Raw genomic sequence first — 24,148 nt, 5'->3', positions numbered from 1 at the left:
CTGCTTAGTACAGCTTCTTGGGCAGCTGCATGCTGCGGATGCGCTTGTAGTTACGCTTGACGGCAGCTGCTTTTTTGCGTTTACGTTCAGCGGTTGGCTTCTCGTAGAACTCGCGAGCGCGCAAGTCGGTCAACAGACCCAGTTTTTCAATGGTCCGCTTGAAGCGGCGCAGTGCGACGTCAAACGGTTCGTTTTCTTTTACACGGATGGTGGTCATTACCAAGGTTTCCAAATATTTGCAGTCAGAGGGTGCCTAGGAAGATCGGGCCTAAGCGCCTTGCCTGCGGTGTTCCCCAACATGAAATTGATCAGGCCGTTGGGGGTTTGCCAGCAAAGACAAAAATTATAGCCACTTATTCGACCGATTTCAGCCGCTCGCCCAAGGCTTTTGCGCAAGCATGGGCGCTGGACCACGCCCACTGGAAGTTGTAGCCCCCCAGCCAGCCGGTGATGTCCACCACTTCGCCAATGAAATACAGGCCCGGTTGTTTGGACTCCATGGTTTGCTGCGACAAGTCGCGCGTGTCCACGCCGCCCACCGTGACTTCGGCTTTTTTATAACCCTCGGTCCCCGTTGGCGTGAGCGGCCAAGCGCTCAAGCGTTGGGTCAGCAGATGCAAGGCTTTGTCGCTCGCCTCGATCACAGGGCGTTGCCAAGCTGAATCTTGGCCGGTCCACGTGTCGGCGAGGCGGGAGGGCACCCACGCACTCAACTCGTTAGCGATTCGTTTTTTCGAGTGTTGTTTGGCGCGCATCAGCGCCTCTTGCAGTGGCACCTCGGGGGCAAGGTTGATGCGTATGTCGGTGTCGGCCTGCCAATAACTGGAGATTTGTAGTACGCCTGGACCCGACAAGCCGCGATGGGTGAACAGCAAATCTTCGTCGAAACTTTGCCGCGTTTTCTTGGTGCCCGTTTCAATGCGAACGGGTAGCGACAAACCCGAAAGCTGGACGTAGGGTACCCAAGCTTGGCTGTCAAATGTGAGCGGCACCAAGCCCGGGCGGGTTGCGAGCACACGCAGATTGAACTGCTTAGCCAAGCGATAGCCGATGTCGGTGGCTCCGATTTTGGGGATGGACAAACCGCCCGTGGCCACCACCACCGCTGCGGCTTGCACAGTGCCTTGTGACGTGCCCACTTCGTAGCGGAGGGCCTTGGATGCCACATCTGAATAGCGAATCTCTGTGAGGCTGCATGGCTGCCAGCGTGTCACGTTGCCACCATTGGCTGAGCCGTTGCACTCGATTAAGAGCATTTGAATCAAGTCTTCCGCCGAGCGGTCGCAGAACAACTGGCCTTTGTGCTTTTCGTGAAACGCGATCTGGTGCGTTTGCATGAGCGCTACAAAGTCTTGCGGTGTGTAGCGTGACAGCGCACTGCGGCAAAACTGCGGGTTGTCGCCCAAGAAGTGTTTGTGCGGGGCGCGCACATCGAGCTCGCGGTTGGTGAAGTTGCTGCGGCCACCGCCTGAGATGCGGATTTTCTCGGCCACCTTCTCGCTGTGGTCGACGATCAGCACCTGCAACCCTTGTTGTGCCGCCACACCGGCACAAAACAAACCAGCGGCACCTGCGCCAACAATCACAACGTCAAAGCTTTTCATGCGCGGAGTTTAGTGGGGGCGCGTCAGCGCAAACAGAGAGCGCTTGCGCTTAAACCACAGAAACTTGCAGTTGAACGTCGTTTTGCAATGCCACCAAACCTTTGAACACATCGCCCACCACGATGACGGATGGGCTGACTAATTGATCGCGAACGATGGTGTCGTGCAGGTGCTGCAACTCACACAGGGCGTGGCGCTGCGTGGGCAGGCTCACCTGATGAATCACGGCCACGGGTGTGTCTGGGCGCATGTGTTGCAGCAACGCTTTTTGTAGCTGTGCGGCGCCATTCATGCCCATGTAAATCACCAAGGTAAGTTTGGCTTGCTGGGCGGTGCGCCCCAAGGCTGCCCAGTCCACGCTGTCGGCGTTGCCTTGCTTGGCATGGCCTGTGATGAACACCACGCCATGCGCGTGTTCGCGGTGGGTGAGTGGCACGCCCAGCGAGGTCACGCCCGCCAAACCGGAGGTAATGCCATTGATGACGGTGACGGCAATGCCTTGGGCTTGCAGGTGTTCGACTTCTTCACCACCACGGCCAAAAATAAAGGGATCGCCGCCTTTGAGGCGCACCACGGTTTCGCCAGCCAGTGCTTCTTGCACCATGAATTTTTCGATGAACGCCTGCGGGGTGGATGTGCAGCCGCCGCGTTTGCCAACGTAAATGATGCGCGCTGTGGGCGAGGCGTGTGCGGTGATGGCGTCGCTGACCAAGTCATCGACCAACAACACCGTAGCCGAGGCAATGGCTTTGACGGCTTTGAGGGTGAGCAGTTCTGGGTCACCCGGGCCTGCGCCGACCAAGGTGACGTGGCTGAGGTGGGGCGGTGTTGTGTGTGCCATGTCTTAGAGTTCCAAAGCTTGCAGCACGGCTTGCACTTGGGCCGCCAAGGGTGCCGGCACGGGCAGGGCACCTTGAAGGACTGCTTGGGTGTAGCGGGCGGTGCTGGCGGCGTCGATGTCGGTGGGTAGCTCGGGCAGCTTGATGAGTGAGCCAGCCTGGGCGGGAACCAAGGGGGTGCGTGTGCCGTGCACAAAGGCATCCATTTGTGGGGTGCGGCGGGCATCGGCGACCACTTCGCCTTCGGTGCCGCGCAGCAGCAGCGCCCGCGCATCTGTCAGTTCAAATGTGGCCGCCATGGAAAGTGCGTACTCGGGGTGGGTGTAGCTGCTGACCAGCAGCGCGTCTGCGGTGGTGGGGTTCATCAGTTTGACCAAGCTGTGTGCAGGGTTGCGCAGCCCCACCACACGACGCACATCCAGCAAGCGCTGCAAGCCGGGGCACAGCACCTCGGTGGGCACAAACACCACCTCACCGACGTTCACGGGCGTGGCTTGTGTCAGGGCTTGTTGGCCCATGGCGTGCAACACCGCTTGGCTGGTGATGCGGGTGGACTCGGTGGCTGTGCCGTGCATGACCACGGCCAAACCTTCGCGGGCCAGCAGATGGGCCAACAACGGTGTGAGTACCGGCAACTTGCGTGCACCGTTGTAGCTGGGCAGAACCACGACAGGGCTTTGCGTTTGGATTTTCTGTAGGCGTGTGTGTGTGGCGTCTAAGAACCCCGCCATTTCTTGCGGTGTTTCACTTTTGATGCGCATAGCGATGCAGAAAGCACCCAGCTCCAAATCGCTCACGGTGCCGTCCAGGATGTGCCCCATCAAGTCGGTGGCTTGCTCGCGGGTGAGGGCGCGGGCGCCATTGCGCCCACGTCCGATCTCTTTGATGTAGTGACTGATGCTCATACTGCGATTGTCTCGCAGGCCTGATAACTTATCGCTATAAGTTCAATTCACCAGCTGGCACAGCTGTGCAAGTTACGTCAAGTGCGTTGGTTGAGCAAAAGGCCGTTGAGTTTTTCGGGGCGATTCAATTTCACACATGCCGTAGATCCAAGTCAGCGTAACTAGCTGGCCTGAACACCATTCATGCAAACCTGAGTATTCATCGCTGGCGCATGCATCGGGCTGGCAAAAATCCGCGCCATGAACGCACACCCCAACAAAATCTGGCGCACGCCACTCGTTTTCTCTCGAATGACGCCACCGTCAAAGCCCAAGAAGGCCACCAAGGTGTGCCACTGGACATGGCCGAAACTGCCACCACGCTCTCTCGTTACCGAAGTGAAGTTATTACTTTCGCTCGACGGGGTTGGCCGTCAACAACTGAGCCGAGTAAGCGCGCATAAATTCGCGAGCTTTCTCAGGCTTGGTATGGAGCCATGCGCCATACGCACCTTCGCCCAAGATAACGGGCATGCGCTTTTCATTGCCGCTTTGTTGGTAGCGGTGCAGCAAGGCGTGGCTGTTGGCGTTGACGGTGAGTAGCGTGAAGCTGATGATTTCTGTGCCGTCTTTGGCCCAACGCTCCCAAATACCCGCCACGCCCATGGGCTTACCGTCCACACGGGTGATGCGCGTGGGCAAGGCTTTGCCACTGTGCCAGTCGTCTTCAAAAAACGCCGTCATGGGCACGATGCAGCGCTGGCCCGCCAGCCACGCATCACGAAAGTTGTTGGACGTGGTGACGGTTTCAGAGCGGGCATTCACCATCTTGGTGGCGCGCAGCTTGGCGTCGGATGCCGACTTGACCCAACGTGGCACAAAGCCAAACTGGCCCACAGCCAGTTCGCGCACGGGCGCTGTCAGCGCCTTGGCCTCAAGGCCTGCGTCAAGCTCGGCATCCAGCCCTATCGCAAGCGCGGCATCGGTTGCAGCGCCTTCAGCCGCAGACGCATTGCGCACAAACAAGCCCAGCTTGCGCGGCCACAGGTTGCGTTCAAAAGTAATTTCGGGGGCTGCCACATCAAAAGCATCGGGGTACATCGCGGCGTTTTGCACGCTTTCAAAATGGGCAGTCATGCGGCCATGGTAGCCGCGTGCGCCAAAGCCCTGCCAAGGGCTGATACGCTCTAGCCTTCGTTCGTTTCCCCTCACCCATGCTGATTCGTTTTAACAAGCCCTACGGCGTGCTGAGCCAGTTCACCCCCGAGGGGAAATGGCGCGGCCTGAAAGACTTCATTGCCCTGCCCAGCGTGTACGTGGCAGGCCGCCTAGACGCCGACAGCGAAGGCCTGCTGCTGCTCACTGACGATGGTCAGTTGCAAGCGCGCATTGCCGACCCGCGCTTCAAGATGGATAAGACCTACCTCGCGCAGGTTGAGGGTGTGGCGGATGAGGCTGCGCTGCAAGCCCTGTGCAGGGGCGTGATGCTCAACGACGGCCTGACGCTGCCCGCACGCGCACGCGCCGCAGAAGCCCCTGCCTACCTGTGGGAGCGCGACCCGCCTATACGCGTGCGGCGGACGTTGCCCACCTCGTGGATCGAGCTCACCATCCGCGAGGGCCGCAACCGCCAAGTGCGCCGCATGACCGCTGCCGTAGGCCTGCCCACGTTGCGCCTGATACGCACAGCCATTGGCCCCTACAGCGTGAGCGATTTAGCCAGTGGCACCTGGCAAGAAGAACCGATGTGAACCATCCAGATGGCGTGCAATGTGACTTACCATCCTAGGCATCTCAACCCGAGATGATCCTCAAGGAGGGCTTATGGCCAAAGGCGAACAACACAGCAACAAAATGACGAAGAAGCCTAAAAAGGACACGTCACCTCCTAAGACCGCCACCTCGGATCGTCCCAACCCTCCCACCACATTCGTCGCACCACGCGGTAAATTGAAGAACAAGTAATGTCTGCCGCCGTTGCTCTCGCCACCCTTCGTATGGCATTGGCCGATTTGCGCAACAACGCGCGGACCGACCGTGTGTTCATTCAAACGGCACGCTCACAAGAGGCGTTGTTCAAAGCTTTGCCGCCCAAGTTTGAACCGGTGTGGCTTGCGCTGGTAGACCGGTTGGAGTCGAGCGCATTATTTGTCGAAGAGAGCTGCTCGTTCAGCCAAACCGATTTGCTAGACAACCTCGCGCTGGTGCTGGACAAGGCCGAAGAGACATTGCCCGCCTCACCATGACTGCCTCCGAGAGTTTTGAAATCTTCACCGTGAAGGTGGAGCCCGCTGGCCTGCAATACGACGTGGAGGGCGACCTCACATTGCTGGAAGCGGCAGAGCTGTCACGCGTGGAGCTGCCCAGTTCTTGCCGCAACGGCACCTGCCGCACCTGCGTGTGCCGCATGCTGAGTGGCGAGGTGGCCTACACCATCGAGTGGCCTGGCCTGAGCGCCGAAGAAAAAGCCGAGGGCTATGTGCTGCCCTGCGTGGCGCGGCCCTCGACGAACGTGGTGCTGGAGCAAACACAGGCTCGCGCGACATAAAGTCACCTGCAGATGAAACCCATTTACGAAGACGAGCACCTGCTGGTGTTCGAAAAGCCCAGTGGCTTGCTCTCTGTGCCAGGCCGCGGGCCCGACAAGCAAGACTGCTTGTCCAAGCGCGTGCAAGACATTTACACCGACGCACTGGTGGTGCACCGCCTCGACCAAGACACCTCAGGCCTCATCGTGATGGCGCGTGGCATTGAAGCGCAGCGCCGCATCAGCCGTTTGTTTGAAACCCGTCAGGTCAGCAAGCGCTACGTGGCGGTGGTGGCAGGCAACCCACTGCTCACTCAAGCCCATGTGCCCACCAATGAGGAAGGTTGGCGAGCCATTGAGGGCCACATCCTGCTCGACTGGGAGCGTCGCCCCATCCACATCATTCATCCTGACGGCAAGCCCAGCCTGAGCTTGTGGCGCATGGTGCAAGCGGCTGACACTGCGAGCTTGATTGAGCTAGAGCCTTTCACAGGCCGCACCCACCAACTGCGCGTGCACATGCAAAGCTTGGGTCACCCCATGCTGGGCGATTCGCTGTATGCGCCGCCCGACATCTTGGCGCTCACGCCGCGCCTGATGCTGCACGCGCAAGACATCGGGTTTCCCCACCCTTTCAGTGAAGCGCCCATGTTTTTTACTGCGCCGGTCGCTTGGTCTGCGGCAAACCCCTGTGTTTCAGGGCCTGCGGCGTAAGACATCTGTAGCCCAAACGGCGCAAACTCATTTGGTTCTAACTTTTATAAATGGAGACAAAGATGCGTGAAGTAGTTATGGTCAGCGGTGTTCGTACCGCTATTGGTACCTACGGCGGTAGCCTGAAAGACATTCCCCCCAGCGAGTTGGCCGCCCAAGTGGTGCGCGAATCACTGGCTCGCGCCCATGTAGACGGCAAGGATGTCGGCCATGTGGTGTTTGGCCATGTGGTGAACACCGAGCCCAAAGACATGTACCTGTCGCGCTTGGCCGCCGTCAACGGCGGTTGCGCCGAAGGCACGCCCGCATTCAACGTGAACCGCTTGTGCGGCTCGGGCTTGCAAGCCATCGTGAGCGCCAGCCAGGCCATCGTGCTGGGCGACTGCGACATCGCCATTGGCGGCGGCGCTGAAAACATGAGCCGTGGTCCTTACGCATCCTTGAGCGCACGTTGGGGCGCACGCATGGGGGACACCAAGATGGTGGACATGGTGGTCGGCGCCTTGCACGACCCCTTCCACACCATCCACATGGGCGTGACCGCTGAAAACGTAGCGGCCAAATTTGGCATCACCCGCGAGATGCAAGATGCCTTGGCGGTGGAAAGCCACAACCGTGCGCAACGTGCCACTGAAGCGGGCTACTTCAAAGACCAAATCGTGCCCGTGATGCTCAAGAGTAAAAAAGGCGATGTGGCCTATACCACGGACGAGCACTTCCGCCCCAACTGCAAGCTCGAAGACATGACCAAGTTGAAGCCCGTGTTCGTCAAAGAAAACGGCACGGTCACTGCAGGCAACGCCTCAGGCATCAACGACGCGGCTGCCGCTGTGGTGTTGATGGAAGCCAAAGCAGCACAAGCGCGTGGCGCCAAGCCCTTGGCACGTTTGGTCTCTTATGCCCACACCGGCCTCGACCCGAAAATCATGGGCATGGGCCCTGTGTCGGCATCACGCCTTGCTTTGCAAAAAGCAGGCTTGACCACGAACGACATGGACGTGATTGAAGCCAACGAAGCCTTCGCTGCGCAAGCCTGTGCGGTGAGCAAAGAGTTAGGCCTAGACCCTGCCAAAGTCAACCCCAACGGTTCTGGCATTTCTTTGGGTCACCCCATTGGTGCGACCGGCGCTTTGATTACAGTCAAGGCCTTGTATGAACTGCAACGCATCAACGGCAAGTACGCTTTGGTCACCATGTGTATTGGTGGCGGCCAAGGCATCGCTGCTATTTTTGAGCGTCTTTGATCCTCTATGACGAGCCCAACCGACGACAGCTTGAACCAACGCGAAGCCAACCAGTTCGCACTGTTAAATCAACGTCGGTTTGGGCCGTTTTTCTGGACGCAGTTTTGCGGTGCAGCGAACGACAACCTGTTCAAGTTCGCCTTCACCGTGATGGTGACCTACCAGCTCAGCGTGAGTTGGTTGCCCGTGTCTTTGGCGGGTTTGGTGATTGGCGCATTGTTCATCCTTCCCTATTTGTTGTTCTCGGCTACCAGTGGACAGCTGGCCGAAAAACACGAACACACCGTGATCATGCGCTGGGTGAAGAACTGTGAAATTGGCATCATGGCACTCGCTGCCGTGGGCTTTATGACGCACGAAGTCATCATCTTGCTGATGTGCACCTTTTTGATGGGCTTGCACTCCACCGTGTTTGGCCCCGTGAAGTACTCGTACCTGCCACGCGTCTTAGGTGAGCACGAATTAACAGGTGGCAACGGCATGACGGAGATGGGTACCTTTGTGGCCATTTTGCTGGGCAATGTGGCGGGCGGTTTGTTGGTGGCCATGCCTGAGATTGGTCACGCATCGGTAGCAGTAGCTTGCGTAGGGGTCGCGGTGTTGGGCCGTTGGATGAGCGGACACATCCCGCCGCTCACAGCTACGCACCCTGAGCAAACCATGAACTGGAACCCAATTACCGAAACGCTGCACAACCTCCAGCTCGCGCGAACCAACGCCAAAGTGTTTCAAACCCTGTTGGGCATCAGTTGGATGTGGTTTTTTGGCGCGGTGTTTTTAAGTCAATTTCCCAGCTTTGCCAAAGAGGTGTTGCATGGCGATGCACAAGTCGCTTCTCTGTTATTGGTGCTGTTCTCGGTGGGCATTGGCGCGGGTTCCCTTTTGTGCGAATACCTCAGCCGCGGACGTGTGGAAATTGGCTTGGTGCCATTGGGTGCAGTCGGTATGACGCTGTTTGCGGTGGACTTGTATGTGGCCTCTGGCGACTTGGCCTTTTCTGAGTTAATGGACATCAACGCCTTCGTCGTGCAAACCAAACACTGGCGCATCATGGCCGACTTGCTGCTGTTGAGCTTGTTCACGGGCATTTACAGTGTCCCTATGTATGCCTTGATTCAAATCGAGAGCAAGGCACACGAAGTGGCACGGATCATTGCGGCCAACAACATCATCAACGCACTGTTCATGATTGCCAGCGCCCTCATGGCTGGCGCCCTGCTGAGCGCAGGCTTGTCCATCCCCGACATCTTCTTGTGGACTGGCGTGGCCAACGCGGTTGTGACGCTGGCCATCTTCTTGGCCGAGCCCAGTTATTTGCGCCGATTTGCTGCTTGGTTGCGCGGGGTTTGACCCAGCGCAAGCGCACGCCAGTTTCCTACAATTAAGCTTGCACACATAAAGCCAAAAAGTCTTGGCACTGGTCACCAGCAGCAAACCAGCACTCCGTTTTATTCGAAAGCTCTTATGCCCGACACACTCACCGCCACACGGCCCATCCGCGAAGTCACACTCGCTTGGTCTGATGCTTTGTCTCTAGAGCTGGACTTCATGGACGACACGCACCGTGAGTTTGTCGACTTGTTAGCTGCCACCGAACTGGCCGATGACGACGCCTTGGCCGAACGATTTGCTGCATTGATTGAACACACCGAAGACCACTTTGATGGCGAAGACAAGTGGATGAAAGACACCAAGTTTTCATCCAGCAACTGCCACACCATGCAGCACAACGTCATCCTCGAAGTGATGCGCGAAGGCTTGCGCCGTGGCCGCGACAAAGGCGACATGGCCGTCATGCGTCAAATGGCGCACGAACTCGGCATTTGGTTCCCCCAACACGCGCAAACCATGGATGCCGCTTTGGCCCTGCATCTGCGACGTGTGGGTTATGACGCAGAGACAGGCATCGTCTCAGCGACTGAGGCCTTGCCTGCAGACGAAGTTCACGGCAGCGGGCGCTGTGGTGACAGCGGCTGCGCTTCTAACTAGCGTCTTTTATTTCGTTGGCTGAGGTGGCCCATGCAACTTGGACGCCTTGTTACGTTCATGTCCCCCGAGAGGCGCGATGCGCCTCTCTCCTCCTTGACTTTGCTCCACAAGACACTCAAGCTGCATGAGCCTGTGGGTTTGCGCGCGAACGCTTGCGGGACAACAAAACGACCTCAGGCGTAACGCGTACGAGCCAACGCAGCCCCAGCCGCCAAAGCCTCCAGCTTCTTCACCGCCACCTCACGGCTCATCGGTGCCAAGCCACAGTTGGTACACGCAATCAGTCGGTTCTTAGGCACGTACTTCAAGGCGATGCCAATGGTGTCGGCAATTTGCTCTGGCGTTTCAATCACGTTACTGGCCACGTCAATCACGCCCACCATCACGTCTTTGCCTTCGAGCAAAGCCATCATCTCGGGGGGTACATGCGAGTGGTAGCACTCCAAGCTCACTTGCTGGATGCTGCTCTTGGCCAAGGCGGGCAGCACCTTTTCGTACTGACGCCACTCGTCGCCCAGGGTTTTCTTCCAGTTGTTGTTGGCCTCAATGCCATAGCCATAACAAATATGAACGGCGGTGGTGCAGGTCAAACCTTGTGCGGCGCGCTCTAGCGCTTTGACGCCCCAATCTGCGGCTTCTTCCAAGTAGACGTTGAACGCAGGCTCATCAAACTGGATGATGTCCACGCCATCGGCTTGCAAGGCCAAGGCTTCTTGGTTGAGTAATTCGGCAAAAGCAAACGCCATGTCGATACGACCTTGCACGGCGTCTTTGCCCTTGCCATAAAAACGGTCAGCCACCGTGTCCACGATGGTCATCGGGCCGGGCAAGGTGAACTTGAGTTTCTTGTTCGTGTGAGCGCGGGCGAGTTGCGCTTCAAACGCATGCACGCGGCCTTTGAGACGCAGGGGTGCAATGACTTGCGGCACTTGCGCGTCGTAGCGGTTGTTACGAATGCCCATGGTGACTTTGTTTTCAAAGTCGATGCCTTCCACCCGCTCTAAAAAACCATGCACAAAGTGTTGGCGCGATTGCTCGCCGTCACCAATCACATCGAGGCCTGCGTCTTCTTGGGCCTTGATCCACAACAGCGTGGCATCGGCCTTGGCTTGCAGCAGGGCATCGCCCTCGGCTTGCCACTTGGGCCAGAGTTTGTGGGTTTCGGCCAACCATTCGGGTTTGGGCAGGCTGCCAGCAATGGCGGTTGAAAACATAAGGTGCTCTCCAGTGGTGTTTGATGAAAAAAGCGAAATCAGACAGTCGATGTCAGGGCGGGCTCTTGGGGCAAGGTTTGACGAATGGCTGCGTCTTGGTTTCGGCGTTGAACTGAGCATAGGGGTATTTCAGCAGCCTGTTAGGGTTGGGTGGTCCGTTCTAGTTTTTGCACATCGAAGTGCTGTGCTTTGAGACGCTCTAGCAGGGCGTCATAGGCCTTGGCGGGGATGCGTGGTGTGCGAGACAGCACCCACAGGTATTCGCGTTGGGCGTCGCTCACGGCTGCCAGTTGGTAGTCGGCGTCAAGGTCAATCACCCAATAGTCGCCCCACACCTGGGGTAGCCAACTCAGCCATGCAGGTGCAAAGCGCACTTGCAGTTTGGCAGAGGTGGCAGGCCCGACTTGTTTAGCTAAGCCTAGTGCGTCTATGGCGTCACTCTCGGCAGTGGTGCAACTGTTGAGCACCTGCACCGAGCCATCGGTTTGTGCCAAATAGTGTGCTCGGGTGTTGGCCACACACTTGCGCTGAAAACGGTTGGGAAACTTCGCCACCTCATACCAAGTGCCCATGTACCGAGGCAAGTCCAGCGTGGCAATGGTTGTCACAGGCGGCAAAGCCGCAGGCGTGGTGACGGGGGCTTGCGCTGCCACGTTGACACCAAGACATGCCATGCACAGGGCGATCCAGTGAGTTTTGAGCGTCATCCTCATTTCTCCAACGACGCATCTAAAAAACAAATTGCGCTTGCAGGGTGTGCAGCACGATCTCTGCGATTTGAATCAACAGCAGCAGCGCGATGGGCGACAAGTCCACCCCACCCATCTGCGGCAACAAACGGCGCAGGGGGCGCAACAGCGGCTCGACCAACGGGGTTAAAAAATACCGTACATCGGTTGCCGCACTGAACCAAGACATGAGTGCATAAGCAATGATCAGCCACATCAGGCTAGTCAACATCATATGGGCCAGCTCAAACCCAGCGTGAGTCACCCAGCTCAACCAATGGGCGGTTGCGCCCGCCACCAACCACAGCAGCGAGTGTTTGGCCAACAACACCCCATAAGCCGCCACCAAGCTTGCGGCATCAAGACGACCGATGGCGGGCACAAAGCGACGCACGGGCAGCACGATCCAGTTGGTGAGGGCGAACACAAATGGCGCCATCGGGTTGCCGCCACTCACCGACAAGTTGACGCGCTGCAAATGCATGTACATGCGCAGCAAACAAGTGCCCGCCACCAAGCCCACGGCGAAGTGAAGGATCAAAGAGAAAATTTGTAACAACATGGCTTAAGTTTAGGCGGGCTCAGGCAAAATTTGCATCTTGACGAAAGATAGTTCTCCATGAAAAAAATTCCCCCTTTGCCTCGGTTCATTTTTGCCAGCCGTTGGCTGCAACTGCCTTTGTACTTGGGCCTCATTGCGGCGCAAACGGTCTATGTGTTCCATTTCTGGGTGGAGTTGGTGCATTTGATTGAAGCTGCGTTCGGCAGCCAAGCCGCCTTGGATGCCTTGGTCACCAGCATTGGCTACAAAAATGGGGTGACGGTGACGCACTTGAGTGAGTCAATCACCATGCTGGTGGTGCTGGGCTTGATTGACGTGGCGATGATCTCCAACCTGCTCATCATGGTCATCGTGGGCGGCTATGAGACGTTTGTCTCGCGCATGTACTTGGAAGACCACCCAGACCAGCCCGAGTGGTTGAACCACGTCAACGCCTCGGTGCTGAAAGTCAAACTCGGCATGGCCATCATTGGCATTTCCTCCATCCATTTGCTCAAGACCTTCATCAATGCCGCCAACTACGATGAGAAGGTGTTGATGTGGCAAACCATCATTCACATCACCTTCTTGCTCAGTGCGTTGGCCATTGCACTGACCGACAAAATTTCACATCCCAAAGAATCCTCGCACTGAGCCCCAAGCATGCAAGCACGTCACCCCATTCACCGCAACGCTCTGGTTTTATTCTCAGGCGGGCAAGACTCCACCACCTGCTTGGCCCATGCCCTTGCGCAATACGAGTGCGTCGAAACCTTGGCGTTTGACTACCGTCAACGACACTTGGTGGAGTTAGAAGCGCGCATGGAGGTGCTGTCACAAATTCGCCAGCAATTCCCACAGTGGTCGCCGAAGTTGGGCGAAGACCATTTGCTCGACCTTGGTGTGTTGGGGCAAGTCAGTGAAACCTCGCTGACCCGCGACATGGCCTTCAAGATGGAAGCCTCGGGCTTGCCCAACACCTTTGTGCCGGGCCGTAATTTGTTGTTCCTGACGCTGGCGGCGGCCTTGGCCTATCGTCGTGATTTGGATGTCATCGTCACTGGGGTGTGCGAAACCGATTTTTCGGGCTACCCCGATTGCCGTGACGACACCATGAAGGCCATGCAAATTGCCTTGTCACTGGGCATGGACCGGCGCTTGTTGATTGAGACGCCGTTGATGTGGATCGACAAAGCGCAGACGTGGCAACTCGCGCATGAGCTGGGTCAAAAGGCACAGGCCGATGGTGGGGATCAGTTGGTGGACCTCATTGTGGAGCACACCCACACCTGCTACATGGGCGACCGCACGCACCGCCACGCCTGGGGCTATGGCTGTGGCACCTGCCCCGCGTGTGATTTGCGCGCCAAGGGCTGGGCGCGCTGGAAGGCGTAAGCCGACGGTCGACTTCGCGCCATGACACAAAGCGTGTACTTCACGCACACGCTTTTTTATTCTGCGATCAACACAAACTTCGCCACACTGCCCACAGGCGCAGGCACAAACTGCCATAGCTTTTCGTGGTAGCTGGCCACACCTGGGCGGTGTGCGATGGACACCAAGCCGCCGCCTTCTTCACGCACCATGGCCAGCAGTTTTTCGTAAAGCACTTTTTCACCGGCTTCGTCCAACGCGCTGGTCGCCTCGTCGGCAAACACCCAACGTGGGCGCTTGAGCAGCACACGGGCTAAGGCCAAGCGTTGCTGTTCACCGCCGGAGAGCTGCTGCGTCCAGTGGCCTGCCGCGTCTAGCTCGGACGTCAAGTGTGGCAATAGCGCTTCGTACAGCGCGTGTTTCAAGGCCTCGTCGGTGTAATGCGTGGCGCTTTCTGGGTAGGCCAGTGCTTGGCGCAAGGTGCCTTCTGGAAAGTAAGGGCGCTGCGGCATGAACACGCTGCCTTCGGGCAACACCACAGGGCCGTAAGTGATGGGCTCGCCACGGCGGTCGTGGGCGGGGGAGGTCAAACCACCGCAGGGCCGTCCCAAGGTGGTTTGGTCCCCCTCGGGGGGCAGCGAGGACACGCCAGTGCCGAGCGTGGGGAAGGTGGCGTGCGGCCAAATGCCGGCCAGCACGCGCAGCAAGGTGGACTTGCCGCAGCCCGAGGGACCACGGATCAGCACCGTGTCGCCCGCCACCGCATTGAGTGAGGTGTCTGCCAGCAGCACCTCGCCATTGGGTAGCGATACCGTCAAAGGCGTGGTGTGCAAGGCGTTGATGCCTGTGTGCGTGACTGCTGTCGCACCCGTGAACGACAGAGGCGTCACTTCAGGCTCTGCCGCCACGGTGGTTTTGATGGCCAGCATTTGATCGTGAAAGCTCGTCAAACGCAGGGTGGTCGCTTGCCACGCGGCCAAGCGGCTGTAGTTGCTGATGAACCAACTCAGCGACTCTTGCACTTGGCCGAAGGCCGATGAAATTTGCATCAACTCACCCAGTTGAATCGCACCACTGAAATAGCGTGGGGACGCCACCAACATGGGAAACACCACCGCCGCTTGGCCATAGCCCGAGTTGAACCAGGTGTAACGTTTTTGCACACGCAACAAACTCATGAAGTTGTCCAGCACCAGCTTGAAGCGCTCTTGCAGTGACAGACGCTCTACCTTGCCGCCACGGTCTAAGGCAATGGCTTCGCTGTACTCGCGCACACGCATGAGGTGGTGACGAAAATCGGCTTCTAGGCGTTGTTGGGCAAAGTTGAGCGAGGCCATGGAGCGGCCAATCCAGTGCCCAATCAAGCTGCCAGCCAGCGCATAAGCCAAGGCCATCCACACCATGAAGCCGGGAAGGTTGTAGGTCGTGCCCGCCACCTCAAAACTAAAACCGCCGGAGAGCGACCACAAAATGCCCACAAAACTCAGCAGCGTCACAGTGGCATCGAGTAACCCCAAAGACAAACCCACAGTGTCTGCCGTGAACTGTTGCACGTCTTCTTGAATCCGTTGGTCCGGGTTGTCGGTGCCGTTTTTGCTTTGCAGCTCCAGTTGGTAAAACACATGACCCGTGAGCCAGCGTTGCAAGTAGTCACGCGTCATCCATGCACGCCAGCGCACTTCCAGCAACTGCGTGAGGTAGAAGCGGTACACCGCCACGATGATGAAGCAAGTCGCCAGCATGGCGAAGACGCCAAGTTGCTTCCAAAAAACTTCCGAATTGCGGTTTTGCAGGGCGTCATAGAACACGCGGTTCCAGTTGTTGAGCAGCACCATCATGTACACCATGCCGAGGTTCAAGCCCACGCAAGCGGCCAGCAGCATGCGGGCGCGCCATTTCTCTTCGGACTGAAAGTAGGGCAGGGACAAAGCCCAAACTCGACTGAGCTGCAAGCGGCTTTTTTGCCAGTTCGTCGCCACGTTGTTGGCGACTGTGCGAAATGCGTTCATGTTTTTCAGGTTGAAGTGTTGCGCACGCCACTGGCCACATGGCCGGCGGGGACGTGTCGGGCAGCAGATTCGATGTGACCGGTTTGGTCGTCAAAGAAAAAATCGGGTTCAAACTCGCGCAAGAACTCACCTTTTTCTAGCCCCCCTAAAAACATGGCTTCATCAACCTCAATGTTCCAGTTCATCAAGGTGCGAATCGCACGCTCGTGTGCGGGCGCACTGCGTGCGGTGACCAGCGCGGTGCGAATCCGCATGTGCGGCGTACCTGCTTGTTGCAACACCTGTAAGGCGGCCAGTAGCGGCTTGAACGGGCCTGCGGGCAAGGGCTGCGCGGCATTGGTTTTTTCGTGTTGCTGAAACGCATCCAAGCCTTGCGCTTGAAACACCCGCTCCGCCTCGTCGCTGAACAGTACCGCATCCCCGTCAAACGCAATGCGGACTTCGTGCGGGTTGGCCTCAGACGCGTGGGCTGAGTGTGGGTACACCTGTGCGGCGGGCACACCTGCATCGAGGGCCGAGCGCACATCCGACAAATGGGTGGACAAAAATAAGTTGGCATTGAGAGGACGCAAATAGCGCCACGGCGATTGCCCGCGTGTGAAGGTGCAACGGATGATGGGCAGCTTGTAATGCGCGGCTGACTTCATCACCCGCATGCCGCTGACGGGGTCGTTGCGCGAGAGGATCACCACTTCCACGCGTTGCGCATCAGTGGTGTTGAAGGCCAAGAGCTTTTGCACCAACGAAAATGCCACACCAGGTTTGGCCTGTGTCTCTAAGCGCGCAAGCTGCAAATTCATATAAGCACGGTCATCGCCTTGCTCAAAGACTTGGTTTTCTTCTTCGAAGTCGAACAGCGCCCTTGAAGAGATGGCGACGACTAACTTACCGGCGAGTGAAATGCTCATATTTACCTCACCCACTGATTGAGTTGAATGATGGGCAGCATCACGGCTAAAACGATGAGCATCACCATCGCGCCCATTGCCACGATGAGTAGTGGCTCCAGAATTGTTGCCAGTTGCAAAGCCCGGCGTTGCACCTCTTCGCTCAGTTGTGTGGCGGCGCGTTGTAGCATGGTCGGCAAGGTGCCGGTTTGCTCGCCGAGGCGCGCAAACATCACCAGTAAACGCGGGAAGCGTGGGTGTTGTGCTAAGGCCGAGGCCAGCGGTGCGCCTTCACGCACCAGCACCAGCGCATCTTGCGCGTCGCGCTTGAGGGCTGTGTTGCTGAGGGTGTCTGCCGCGGCTTGCAGGGATTTCAAAATAGGCACACCGGCCCCCGCCAGCATGGCCAGCGTGCTGGCAAAACGCGCAGCGTTGTAGCCTCGGGCCAAGCGCCCCATCAGGGGCAGCTGCAACCATGCGGCATCAAAGCGCAGGCGCATTTCAGTTTGTTTCAAGGCCGCACGCGCGCCAGCGGCAAAGGCTGCAATCAACAGCACACCCCACAGCCAGAAGTCCTGCACGAAGCTGCTCAGTGCCAACATCACGCTCGTGAGCGCGGGTAATTTTTGCTGGTTGCTGCCAAACACTTGCGCGACTTGTGGCACCACATAGGCCAGCAAAAACAAAACAATCACCAGTGCCACCAAACTCACGATGACAGGGTATAAGCCCGCAGCCAAGAGCTTGCTTTGCAGGTTTTGTTGCTCTTGTAAATCGTCGGCCAAACGTTCAAGGACCAAACCCAAATGCCCGCTTTGTTCGCCGGCACCGATGACGGCCATGTACGTGGCTGAGAACTCACGTGGGTGCTGAGCCAGTGCTTTGGCAAACGGGGCACCTGCATTCACCTCGGTCCGCAGGGTCGATACCAAATCGCGTTGGCGCGGCGTCTCGGCTTCGTCACTCAAAGCGGCGAGGGCGCGCTCCAGTGGCAAGCCCGCTGACACCAAGCCCGAGAGCTGGCGTGTCCATACCGCCAATGCGGTGCTGCTGAACACCTTGCTCTCCCAAATGACGGTGTTCAAACCACGGCTGACGCGTTGCGTCAGCTCGACTTTGAGCGGCACCAACGCTTGCGCACGCAGTTGCGTGCGTACGGTGCGAGCGGTATCGGCCTCTAGCACACCACGGCGGGTTTGGCCTTGGGGGTCGAGAGCTTCGAAGGTGTAGGTGGGCATGGGGCGGTTGGGCTGTGGCGGCGTCAATCGCGCGTCACACGCACCAGCTCTTCGCGGGTGGAGACGCCGCTACGCACCAAGCGCTCGCCGTCGTCGCGCATCAGTGTCATGCCGTGCGCCAAGGCGGCTTCACGCAACTGGGCTTCGCTGGCTTGGTTGTGGATGAGGGCGCGAATGGCGTCGTTGGTGGTGAGCAATTCAAAAATACCAGTACGGCCTTGGTAGCCGCTGTGGGCACATGCTTCACACCCTTTGCCTGAGCAGTGCGTGCAGACTTTTCGCAGCAGTCGTTGGGCCAGCACACCCAAGAGCGAGGAGCTGAGCAAGAAGGGCTCCACGCCCATGTCGGTCAAGCGCGTGATGGCGCTGGCCGCATCGTTGGTGTGCAGCGTGGCCAACACCAAGTGGCCGGTGAGCGAGGCTTGAATGGCGATTTGCGCGGTCTCGTAATCGCGAATCTCACCAATCATGATGATGTCTGGGTCTTGGCGCAGGATGGCGCGCAGGGCTTTGGCAAAGTCCAAGTCGATCTTGGGGTTCACTTGGGTTTGGCCCACGCCTGCTAGCTCATATTCAATCGGGTCTTCCACCGTCATGATGTTGTTGCGGGTGGCATCGAGCCCTTGCAGCGCTGCGTAGAGTGTGGTGGTCTTGCCCGAGCCCGTGGGGCCCGTGACCAAGATGATGCCGTGTGGTTGTTTGACCAGCGCCTCAAAGCGTTGCAGGGTCTGGCCTTCCATGCCCACGGCTTGCAGGCTGAGTTTGCTTTCGGTTTTGTCGAGCAAACGCAGCACGGCGCGTTCGCCATGCGCACTGGGCAAGGTGGACACGCGCACGTCTATGGCGCGTTGACCCAGACGCAGCGAGATGCGGCCGTCTTGCGGCAAACGTTTTTCGGCGATGTCCAGTTCTGCCATGATTTTCAAGCGTGAGATGAGGGCGGCATGTAAAGCGCGGTTGGGTTGTACCACCTCACGCAAGGTTCCGTCCACGCGGAAGCGCACGCTGCTGTGGCGCTCATACGGCTCGATGTGGATGTCGCTGGCGCCATCACGCGCAGCTTGGGTCAGCAGGGCGTTGAGCATGCGGATGATGGGCGCGTCGTCCGCGGCTTCGAGCAAGTCCTCTACGGCGGGTAGCTCTTGCATCATGCGGGTGAGGTCGGCGTCACTCTCGACCTCGCTCACCACGGCGGCGGCGTTGCTGTCGGCTTGGGCGTAGGCTTCGCTGATGCGCTTGGCCAGTGTGGCTTTGTCGGTGTACTCAAACGACTGCACCGCGTGACGCCGCGTGACCTCGCTCCAAGCGCTCCAGTCGGGCGCATCGCTGTGCCACAGCGTCAGGGTGTGACCATCATCCTCCAGCAAGAGCTGGTGGGTGCGGGCAAAGGCGTAGGGCAGTGGGCGACGCATGGGTTATTGGGCTGGCGTCACCGTGGAGGCTGAAGCGGGAGGCGCATCCACTTTCTCTGTGGGTGTTTCAACTTTCGGTTTGGGCACGGGCGGCGGTGGTAGCACGGGCGAATTGCCAGAGCCTAAGAAAGGGTTGAAGCTGGGTTGTGCAGCTTGCTGCAAGCCCATCATTTGTTGGTAGCGGTTGTTGCTGAGGGCGTCAGAGGCAGCGGCATCGCGCACGACGACAGGGCGCAAGAACACCATCAGGTTTTTCTTGCTGCGTGAGCGGCTTTCGCTTTTGAACAACCAGCCGAGTACAGGGATGTCGCCCAAGCCCGGCACCTGGTTGGCCGAGCCCGAGTACTCGTCAGACAGCAAACCACCCAGCACGATGATGGAGCCGTCGTCGACCAACACATTGGACTCGATGCTGCGCTTGTTGGTGATCAAGCCCGTGGTGGAGCCCACGGAGTTAGCCACCACGCTAGAGACCTCTTGGAAGATGGTGAGTTTGACGGTGCCGGTCTCGCTGATTTGTGGTTTGACCTTGAGCGTCAAACCCACGTCTTTGCGCTCCACCGTTTGGAACGGGTTGACCGAACCGTTGGTGTTGTTGTTGTTGGTGTATTGGCCCGTGACGAAGGGCACGTTTTGGCCCACCACAATCTTGGCCTCTTCGTTGTCGAGGGTCAGCAGCGTGGGCGTGGACAACACATTGCCTTCGCCGTTTTGTTGCAAGAAGGTAGCCAAGCTGCTCAACACATAGGTGCCGTTGATCTGTTTGGCTGAACCGATGTTGAGGCCACCGCCGAGTGCGCCAAGTGCCGTCGCGCCACCAGACGCATTGATGATGTTGCCTTGTCCGATGGTGGTGCTGATGGTGTTGTTGAAGTTGGTGCCCATGATGCCCACGGTGCTGCCGGCTTTGCCCGCAGCGGTTTGCCACTGAATGCCCATTTGCGCGGCCTTGTCTGCGTTGACCTCGGCAATCAAGCTCTCCACCATTACTTGGGCGCGGCGTTGGTCGAGCATGTCAATCACGGCACGCAGCTGGCGGTATTGCGGTTCGGGCGCTGTGATGATGAGCGAGTTGGTGGCCGTGTCGGCTTGGATTTGACCACCCGTAGCAGCCCCTGCGCTGGCGCTTGTGTTGCTGGAGCCGAGTGTGCTCCCCGTCATACCCGTGTTGGACGTGGTGTTGGACAGCCCTGGGGCGCTGCCCGCAGCGGCAGTGGCTTGGCCGCTGACGGCGGCACGCAAGGTGGTGGCCAGTTTGGTGGCATCGGCGTTTTTCAAATACACCACATGGATGTTGCCGCTGGGGTCGTTGCCACTGGGTTGGTCAAGTTTGGCCACCAGTGACTTCACCAAGGCAACGCGTGCGGGGTTGGCGGCACGCAAGATGAGTGTGTTGCTGCGTGGCTCGGCCAGCAAGGTGGTTTTGTATTCGGCACCTGTTTGACCGGGTGCTGCTGGGGCTTGTGCGATGTTGCTGCCCGACTCCACCAAGCGCAACACCAGTGGCGCCAAGTCCACCGCGATGGCGTGCTTGAGTTGAATCACTTCCACATCGCTGGCGTTGGAGACATCCAACGTGGCGATGATGCGGGCCATGCGCTGCAAGTTGTCGGCGTAGTCGGTGATGATGATGGAGTTGTTGCCGGGGTTGACGTTGATGGTGTTGTTGGGGCTGATGAGCGGGCGCAGCACGGGCAATAAATTGTTGGCTTGCTCGAAGTTGAGCTTAAAGATGTGCGTGACGATTTGGCCGTTACTGGTGTTGGCACCGATTTTTTCGATTTCCTGCACTGTGCCGCCTTGCAGCTTGGCATCGGCTTCAGGCACGATTTTGTAGAGGCCTTTGGTCTCGACCATGGCGAAGCCTTGCAAACGCAAGGCGGCTAAAAATTGGCCCCATGCTTCGTTGGGCGATACGGGCAGTTCGGTGCTGAGGTTGATGGTGCCTTTGACACGGGGGTCCACCACCAAGTTGCGGTTGGACAGCGTCGCGAGCGTGCGCGCGACGGATTCGATCTCAGCATTGACAAAGTTCAACGTGATGGGTTGCTGCGAGGCGGTTTTCTTGGCCAGTGGCGCAGCGTACGCCACGCTGAAAGCCGTGAGTGCGGGAGTGAAAGCCAAGCTGATGGCGAGCGAGGAGGCAATGGAGGGAAAAAGCTTCGTCATGGTGTTAACCCATTTTTAAAATCGATTTGGCACCTTGGCGTGAACCAAGGATGTTCAATAAGTTAGAGAGGGCTGCTTGTGCATCGGGCGTGGCGGAGGCTTCGCCATTGAACTGCACACGTCCGTTTTGTAATTGGCCGCTACCTTCTAGGCGTAGGCTGCCATCGAGGGTGTCGAGGGTGAGTGCAACGGTGTCCCCACCTTGCACACGCAGGCGATAGCTGCCCAAAGGACGCAAAGTGGACAGACGCGTAGCGAGCTGTTGCAGTTGCAGTTCGGCTTGTCCTTGCATTTGTGTTTGACCTGCTTGGTAAGTCCATTGCAGACCTTGGGTTTGTAGCTGCATCTGACCTTCAGGCTGTACAGTGTTCCAAGGTGCGCCCAAGCCCACGAGCCATGCCGCGGGCCAGTTGGAGGTGCGGTCGCTCATGGTCAATCGCACACCAAGCCACATGGGAGAGATCTCCATCTGCAAAGGTTGCGGTGTGCAGCAAGCCGAGGCGAGCGTGGCGCTAAGCGTTAGGCGCAGGTGGGCCAAGTCCACACGGGGACCCAGTTGCCATGTGACGCGTGTAGGCAGGGCCGTGGTGTTGGCCAGTTGCGCGGTGTGGGATGAGGCTGCCGTGTTGAGCGGACCTTCGTTGAGCACCCACTGTGCCGAGCCTTGCCACACCGTGCCTTGCGGGTCTTGCAGCAGCATGCGCTCGCCACTGAGATGCTCGACGGTTTGTGTCAACCAATACGCGGGGGCTTGGGTGATGAGTGCCAGTGCCAACCCTAGGCCCGCGCCTGTCCAAGCCCAGCGGTGGCGGGGCTTGTGGTGCGGTGGGGTGGCGCGTTGGCGTTGCATGTCAGACAGAGGTGCGGGTGTCGGGGTGTGGCGTTAAGGCGCGGCGCTGCGGCTGGGTAGGCGCAAGACGAGGCTGCCGTCCCACACCAACGTGGCCGAAGAGGCGGTGGACACGGCGGTGTTGGCGGGGCTGTTGCGCGTCAAGCGTGCTTCCACCGGCAAGGCTTGGGCTTGTTGGCGCGCTTGTGTCAGCCAATCCGCCAGCGTGGCGGCAGGCACCGCCTTGAGTTGCACGGCCACACGTTCACCCTGCACATTGAGTTGCATCTGCGCGTTGGGGGCGAGGCTTTGCAAGGTGCGCAGGGCTTCGTCCCGCGACAGGGGGGTGCGTGCTTGGAGCGCTTGGGCTTGGCGTTGCAAGGCCAGCATCTGGGCTTGCTGTTGGTTGATCTGGGTGCGGCGCTGCGCACTGTCGCGCAGGGTGTGGAGCGCAGGTGCCACCGCGATGGCCCAAAACAACAACACGCCGACGAGCACGCCTAGCACGGTCACCATGCGTTGTTCGCGTGGGCTCAGGGCTTGCCAGCGGGCGTTGGCGTGTGCGCGCAGTTGTTGGTGTGTGCGGCTGAATGCGTTCATGGCGCGGCCTCCGCTTGTAAGACCCAGGTGTCGTTGCCGTCTTGACGCAGTTGCAGGCCTTGGGTTTTGAGCGCGGGCGTACTGGGTGCGTTGGCGTCGAGAGTGACGCCTTGCACGCGCAAGCTGTGTGGGGTGAAGTGGATGTGTGAGGGGGTCTGGCCCGCAGGCAACACGTCTGCGAAAGCGGCCAGCAGGGGCTCGAAGTCGGTGCGCGAGGCGATGCCTGTTTTTTGTTGCAACGCATCCACTTCGCGCTGCATTTGCAGCGGCGCGTCGATGACCAAAGTGACTGCGGGGAAAGTGTTTTTCAAAATACTTTGCAGCGAGACTTGTTGTGCGTTGATCTCACTGCGCTCGCGCCAAGCCAAGGCGTTGAGCCCCACCACGTGCAGCACCAAGAGCGCGGTGAAGCCCCCGCGCACAGGCCGCCAAGCAGGTGCGTGTCGCAGCGTTTGCCAGGCGGCTTGGATTTGCCGTTGTGCGTGTTGTGCGCGGCCTTGTGCCCATTCGCCTTGTGCCAAATCCCATGCCGACTGGCTGGCTTGCACCCAGCGCTGCGCAGCGCTTTGTAGCAGGGGCTGGCGTTGCAGCGTGGCTTGCACACGCGCCACCATCGCGGGTTCGGCGTGAATTTGCAGCGTGTCGGTGGCGAGTCCGGCAAAGGCCGACCAATGGGCGGTGTTGGGGGGTAAAAGGGTGAGGCCATCGGCATGACTGAAGACGCTAGATGACTGCTCAGATTCACCCATGACATGCAGCAGCGGGGTGTCGCTGGGGGACAACTCGGGCACGAGGCGTTGCACGGTGAGCCCTGCCGCTTGCAGGGGGGCGAGGACATCACGCAGCCATTGTTTGTCGCACACCGCGACCAGTAGGGTGCCACCTGTGCGGGCCACGCGCTCGGCGTCAGGTGGGAGCGCGATGTGGAGGTGTTGCGGCTCATCCAACAAACGGTCTTCTAGCAAACCATGCAGCACATGGGGCAAGCGGGCACCATGGCTGGCGGGCGGCAGTTGCACACGCAACCACGCCAAGCGGCTATAGGGCAGCACGGCCACCACTTCACCGGCATGGGTCGACAAGGTGCTGGCCGCCCCCGTGGCACTGCGCAAGACGCTGTGCCCGCCTGAATGAACATGGGCGTAGCCTGCTGAGGTGGTGTTGGCAGAGTGGGGGAGTGCGATGAGCAGCATGAGGATAGAGATTTCAGCAGTTCACACGCGCCATAATAGCCGCCGCTTGTATGCTTTATTTACAACTTTCATTTTAAACCGATGGTCGTGTGAAAGATTTCAAGGCATAGGCGTTATGCATTGTGTGTTGTATAAATAAAAAATGGCGGATGA

26 protein-coding genes and 1 pseudogene are annotated in these 24,148 nt (G+C 58.7%); 11 read left to right on the top strand and 16 right to left on the bottom strand.

Annotated elements, in window-relative coordinates:
* Positions 1-4: 4 nt before the first annotated feature.
* The 4 genes from rpsU to ybiB all read right to left on the bottom strand — a co-directional run bounded on the left by rpsU (position 5) and on the right by ybiB (position 3,348).
* Positions 5-217, bottom strand: a complete 213-nt coding sequence (rpsU, locus tag RMS03_RS04575; RefSeq protein WP_006296472.1) for a 30S ribosomal protein S21 — start codon at positions 215-217, stop codon at positions 5-7.
* A 136-nt stretch (positions 218-353) separates the two neighbouring features.
* Positions 354-1,604: an NAD(P)/FAD-dependent oxidoreductase gene (locus tag RMS03_RS04570; protein WP_310625918.1), complete on the bottom strand. Its 1,251-nt coding sequence runs from the start codon at positions 1,602-1,604 to the stop codon at positions 354-356.
* Positions 1,605-1,653: 49 nt separating this feature from the next.
* Positions 1,654-2,445: a uroporphyrinogen-III C-methyltransferase gene (gene cobA, locus RMS03_RS04565; protein WP_310625917.1), complete on the bottom strand. Its 792-nt coding sequence runs from the start codon at positions 2,443-2,445 to the stop codon at positions 1,654-1,656.
* A 3-nt stretch (positions 2,446-2,448) separates the two neighbouring features.
* Positions 2,449-3,348 (bottom strand): DNA-binding protein YbiB, encoded by a 900-nt coding sequence (ybiB, locus tag RMS03_RS04560; RefSeq protein ID WP_310625916.1) that lies wholly within the window; start codon positions 3,346-3,348, stop codon positions 2,449-2,451.
* A 212-nt stretch (positions 3,349-3,560) separates the two neighbouring features.
* On the opposite strand from ybiB, the gene RMS03_RS04555 reads away from it, so the two are divergent.
* Complete coding sequence (locus RMS03_RS04555; RefSeq protein ID WP_405023497.1) at positions 3,561-3,791, top strand: hypothetical protein; 231 nt, start codon at positions 3,561-3,563, stop codon at positions 3,789-3,791.
* Here RMS03_RS04555 and RMS03_RS04550 read toward each other — a convergent pair.
* The gene (locus tag RMS03_RS04550) at positions 3,736-4,464 is read right to left on the bottom strand and encodes an SOS response-associated peptidase family protein (protein WP_310625915.1); all 729 of its coding nucleotides are present in this window, start codon (positions 4,462-4,464) and stop codon (positions 3,736-3,738) included. The two genes, RMS03_RS04555 and RMS03_RS04550, sit on opposite strands and share 56 nt — an antisense overlap.
* A gap of 77 nt (positions 4,465-4,541) precedes the next feature.
* Between RMS03_RS04550 and RMS03_RS04545 the strand changes: the two genes are divergently transcribed.
* From RMS03_RS04545 to RMS03_RS04510, 8 genes and pseudogenes are all read left to right on the top strand, one after another.
* On the top strand, positions 4,542-5,078 hold the full coding sequence (locus RMS03_RS04545; RefSeq protein WP_310625914.1) for a pseudouridine synthase: 537 nt from the start codon (positions 4,542-4,544) through the stop codon (positions 5,076-5,078).
* Positions 5,079-5,151: 73 nt separating this feature from the next.
* Positions 5,152-5,292, top strand: coding sequence for a hypothetical protein (locus RMS03_RS04540; RefSeq protein WP_310625913.1), 141 nt, complete (start codon positions 5,152-5,154; stop codon positions 5,290-5,292).
* Complete coding sequence (locus RMS03_RS04535) at positions 5,292-5,573, top strand: hypothetical protein (protein ID WP_405023496.1); 282 nt, start codon at positions 5,292-5,294, stop codon at positions 5,571-5,573. The genes RMS03_RS04540 and RMS03_RS04535 overlap by 1 nt, the downstream gene beginning before the upstream one ends.
* Positions 5,570-5,875, top strand: coding sequence for a 2Fe-2S iron-sulfur cluster-binding protein (locus RMS03_RS04530; protein ID WP_310625912.1), 306 nt, complete (start codon positions 5,570-5,572; stop codon positions 5,873-5,875). The genes RMS03_RS04535 and RMS03_RS04530 overlap by 4 nt, the downstream gene beginning before the upstream one ends.
* 12 nt (positions 5,876-5,887) lie before the next feature.
* Positions 5,888-6,568 carry an RluA family pseudouridine synthase gene (locus RMS03_RS04525; RefSeq protein ID WP_310625911.1) on the top strand — a complete coding sequence of 227 codons (681 nt, stop codon included), beginning with the start codon at positions 5,888-5,890 and terminating at the stop codon, positions 6,566-6,568.
* Positions 6,569-6,630: 62 nt separating this feature from the next.
* On the top strand, positions 6,631-7,812 hold the full coding sequence (gene bktB, locus RMS03_RS04520) for a beta-ketothiolase BktB (RefSeq protein WP_310625910.1): 1,182 nt from the start codon (positions 6,631-6,633) through the stop codon (positions 7,810-7,812).
* Positions 7,813-7,818: 6 nt separating this feature from the next.
* Positions 7,819-9,150, top strand: a pseudogene (locus tag RMS03_RS04515) (MFS transporter); the annotation flags it as partial.
* 126 nt (positions 9,151-9,276) lie between these two features.
* Positions 9,277-9,801: a hemerythrin domain-containing protein gene (locus RMS03_RS04510; RefSeq protein ID WP_310625909.1), complete on the top strand. Its 525-nt coding sequence runs from the start codon at positions 9,277-9,279 to the stop codon at positions 9,799-9,801.
* A 173-nt stretch (positions 9,802-9,974) separates the two neighbouring features.
* Here RMS03_RS04510 and RMS03_RS04505 read toward each other — a convergent pair whose 3' ends face one another.
* From RMS03_RS04505 to RMS03_RS04495, 3 genes are all read right to left on the bottom strand, one after another.
* Positions 9,975-11,015: a methionine synthase gene (locus RMS03_RS04505; RefSeq protein WP_310625908.1), complete on the bottom strand. Its 1,041-nt coding sequence runs from the start codon at positions 11,013-11,015 to the stop codon at positions 9,975-9,977.
* A gap of 140 nt (positions 11,016-11,155) precedes the next feature.
* Positions 11,156-11,722 carry a lipocalin family protein gene (locus tag RMS03_RS04500; protein ID WP_310625907.1) on the bottom strand — a complete coding sequence of 189 codons (567 nt, stop codon included), beginning with the start codon at positions 11,720-11,722 and terminating at the stop codon, positions 11,156-11,158.
* A gap of 22 nt (positions 11,723-11,744) precedes the next feature.
* Positions 11,745-12,305, bottom strand: a complete 561-nt coding sequence (locus tag RMS03_RS04495) for a YggT family protein (protein WP_310625906.1) — start codon at positions 12,303-12,305, stop codon at positions 11,745-11,747.
* A gap of 57 nt (positions 12,306-12,362) precedes the next feature.
* On the opposite strand from RMS03_RS04495, the gene RMS03_RS04490 reads away from it, so the two are divergent.
* Positions 12,363-12,938, top strand: coding sequence for a TIGR00645 family protein (locus RMS03_RS04490; RefSeq protein ID WP_310625905.1), 576 nt, complete (start codon positions 12,363-12,365; stop codon positions 12,936-12,938).
* 27 nt (positions 12,939-12,965) lie between these two features.
* A complete protein-coding gene (gene queC / locus RMS03_RS04485) occupies positions 12,966-13,679 on the top strand; it encodes a 7-cyano-7-deazaguanine synthase QueC (RefSeq protein WP_310625919.1) in 714 nt (237 codons plus the stop codon).
* 56 nt (positions 13,680-13,735) lie between these two features.
* Here the strand turns inward: queC and RMS03_RS04480 are convergent, their stop codons facing one another.
* Genes RMS03_RS04480 through gspL form a run of 8 tightly spaced genes read right to left on the bottom strand, consistent with a single transcriptional unit; the run spans position 13,736 to position 23,995 of the window.
* A complete protein-coding gene (locus RMS03_RS04480; RefSeq protein WP_310625904.1) occupies positions 13,736-15,667 on the bottom strand; it encodes an ABC transporter ATP-binding protein/permease in 1,932 nt (643 codons plus the stop codon).
* A gap of 5 nt (positions 15,668-15,672) precedes the next feature.
* A complete protein-coding gene (locus RMS03_RS04475; protein WP_310625903.1) occupies positions 15,673-16,575 on the bottom strand; it encodes a 5'-nucleotidase in 903 nt (300 codons plus the stop codon).
* Between the two features lie 2 nt (positions 16,576-16,577).
* Entirely contained in the window at positions 16,578-17,792 is a 1,215-nt protein-coding gene (gene gspF, locus RMS03_RS04470) for a type II secretion system inner membrane protein GspF (protein WP_310625902.1), read from the bottom strand.
* 23 nt (positions 17,793-17,815) lie between these two features.
* The gene (locus RMS03_RS04465) at positions 17,816-19,204 is read right to left on the bottom strand and encodes an ATPase, T2SS/T4P/T4SS family (protein ID WP_310625901.1); all 1,389 of its coding nucleotides are present in this window, start codon (positions 19,202-19,204) and stop codon (positions 17,816-17,818) included.
* A 3-nt stretch (positions 19,205-19,207) separates the two neighbouring features.
* Positions 19,208-21,373 (bottom strand): type II secretion system secretin GspD, encoded by a 2,166-nt coding sequence (gspD, locus tag RMS03_RS04460; RefSeq protein WP_310625900.1) that lies wholly within the window; start codon positions 21,371-21,373, stop codon positions 19,208-19,210.
* Between the two features lie 4 nt (positions 21,374-21,377).
* On the bottom strand, positions 21,378-22,223 hold the full coding sequence (gene gspN / locus RMS03_RS04455) for a type II secretion system protein N (RefSeq protein ID WP_310625899.1): 846 nt from the start codon (positions 22,221-22,223) through the stop codon (positions 21,378-21,380).
* A 33-nt stretch (positions 22,224-22,256) separates the two neighbouring features.
* Positions 22,257-22,802, bottom strand: coding sequence for a type II secretion system protein GspM (gene gspM, locus RMS03_RS04450; protein WP_310625898.1), 546 nt, complete (start codon positions 22,800-22,802; stop codon positions 22,257-22,259).
* The gene (gspL, locus tag RMS03_RS04445) at positions 22,799-23,995 is read right to left on the bottom strand and encodes a type II secretion system protein GspL (RefSeq protein WP_310625897.1); all 1,197 of its coding nucleotides are present in this window, start codon (positions 23,993-23,995) and stop codon (positions 22,799-22,801) included. The genes gspM and gspL overlap by 4 nt, the downstream gene beginning before the upstream one ends.
* Positions 23,996-24,148 lie beyond the last annotated feature (153 nt).

This window comes from Limnohabitans sp., from assembly GCF_031538885.1.
GTDB lineage: Bacteria > Pseudomonadota > Gammaproteobacteria > Burkholderiales > Burkholderiaceae_C > Limnohabitans.
Note: the sequence above shows the minus strand (reverse complement) of the source record. Positions and strands in the feature narration are given on the sequence as shown.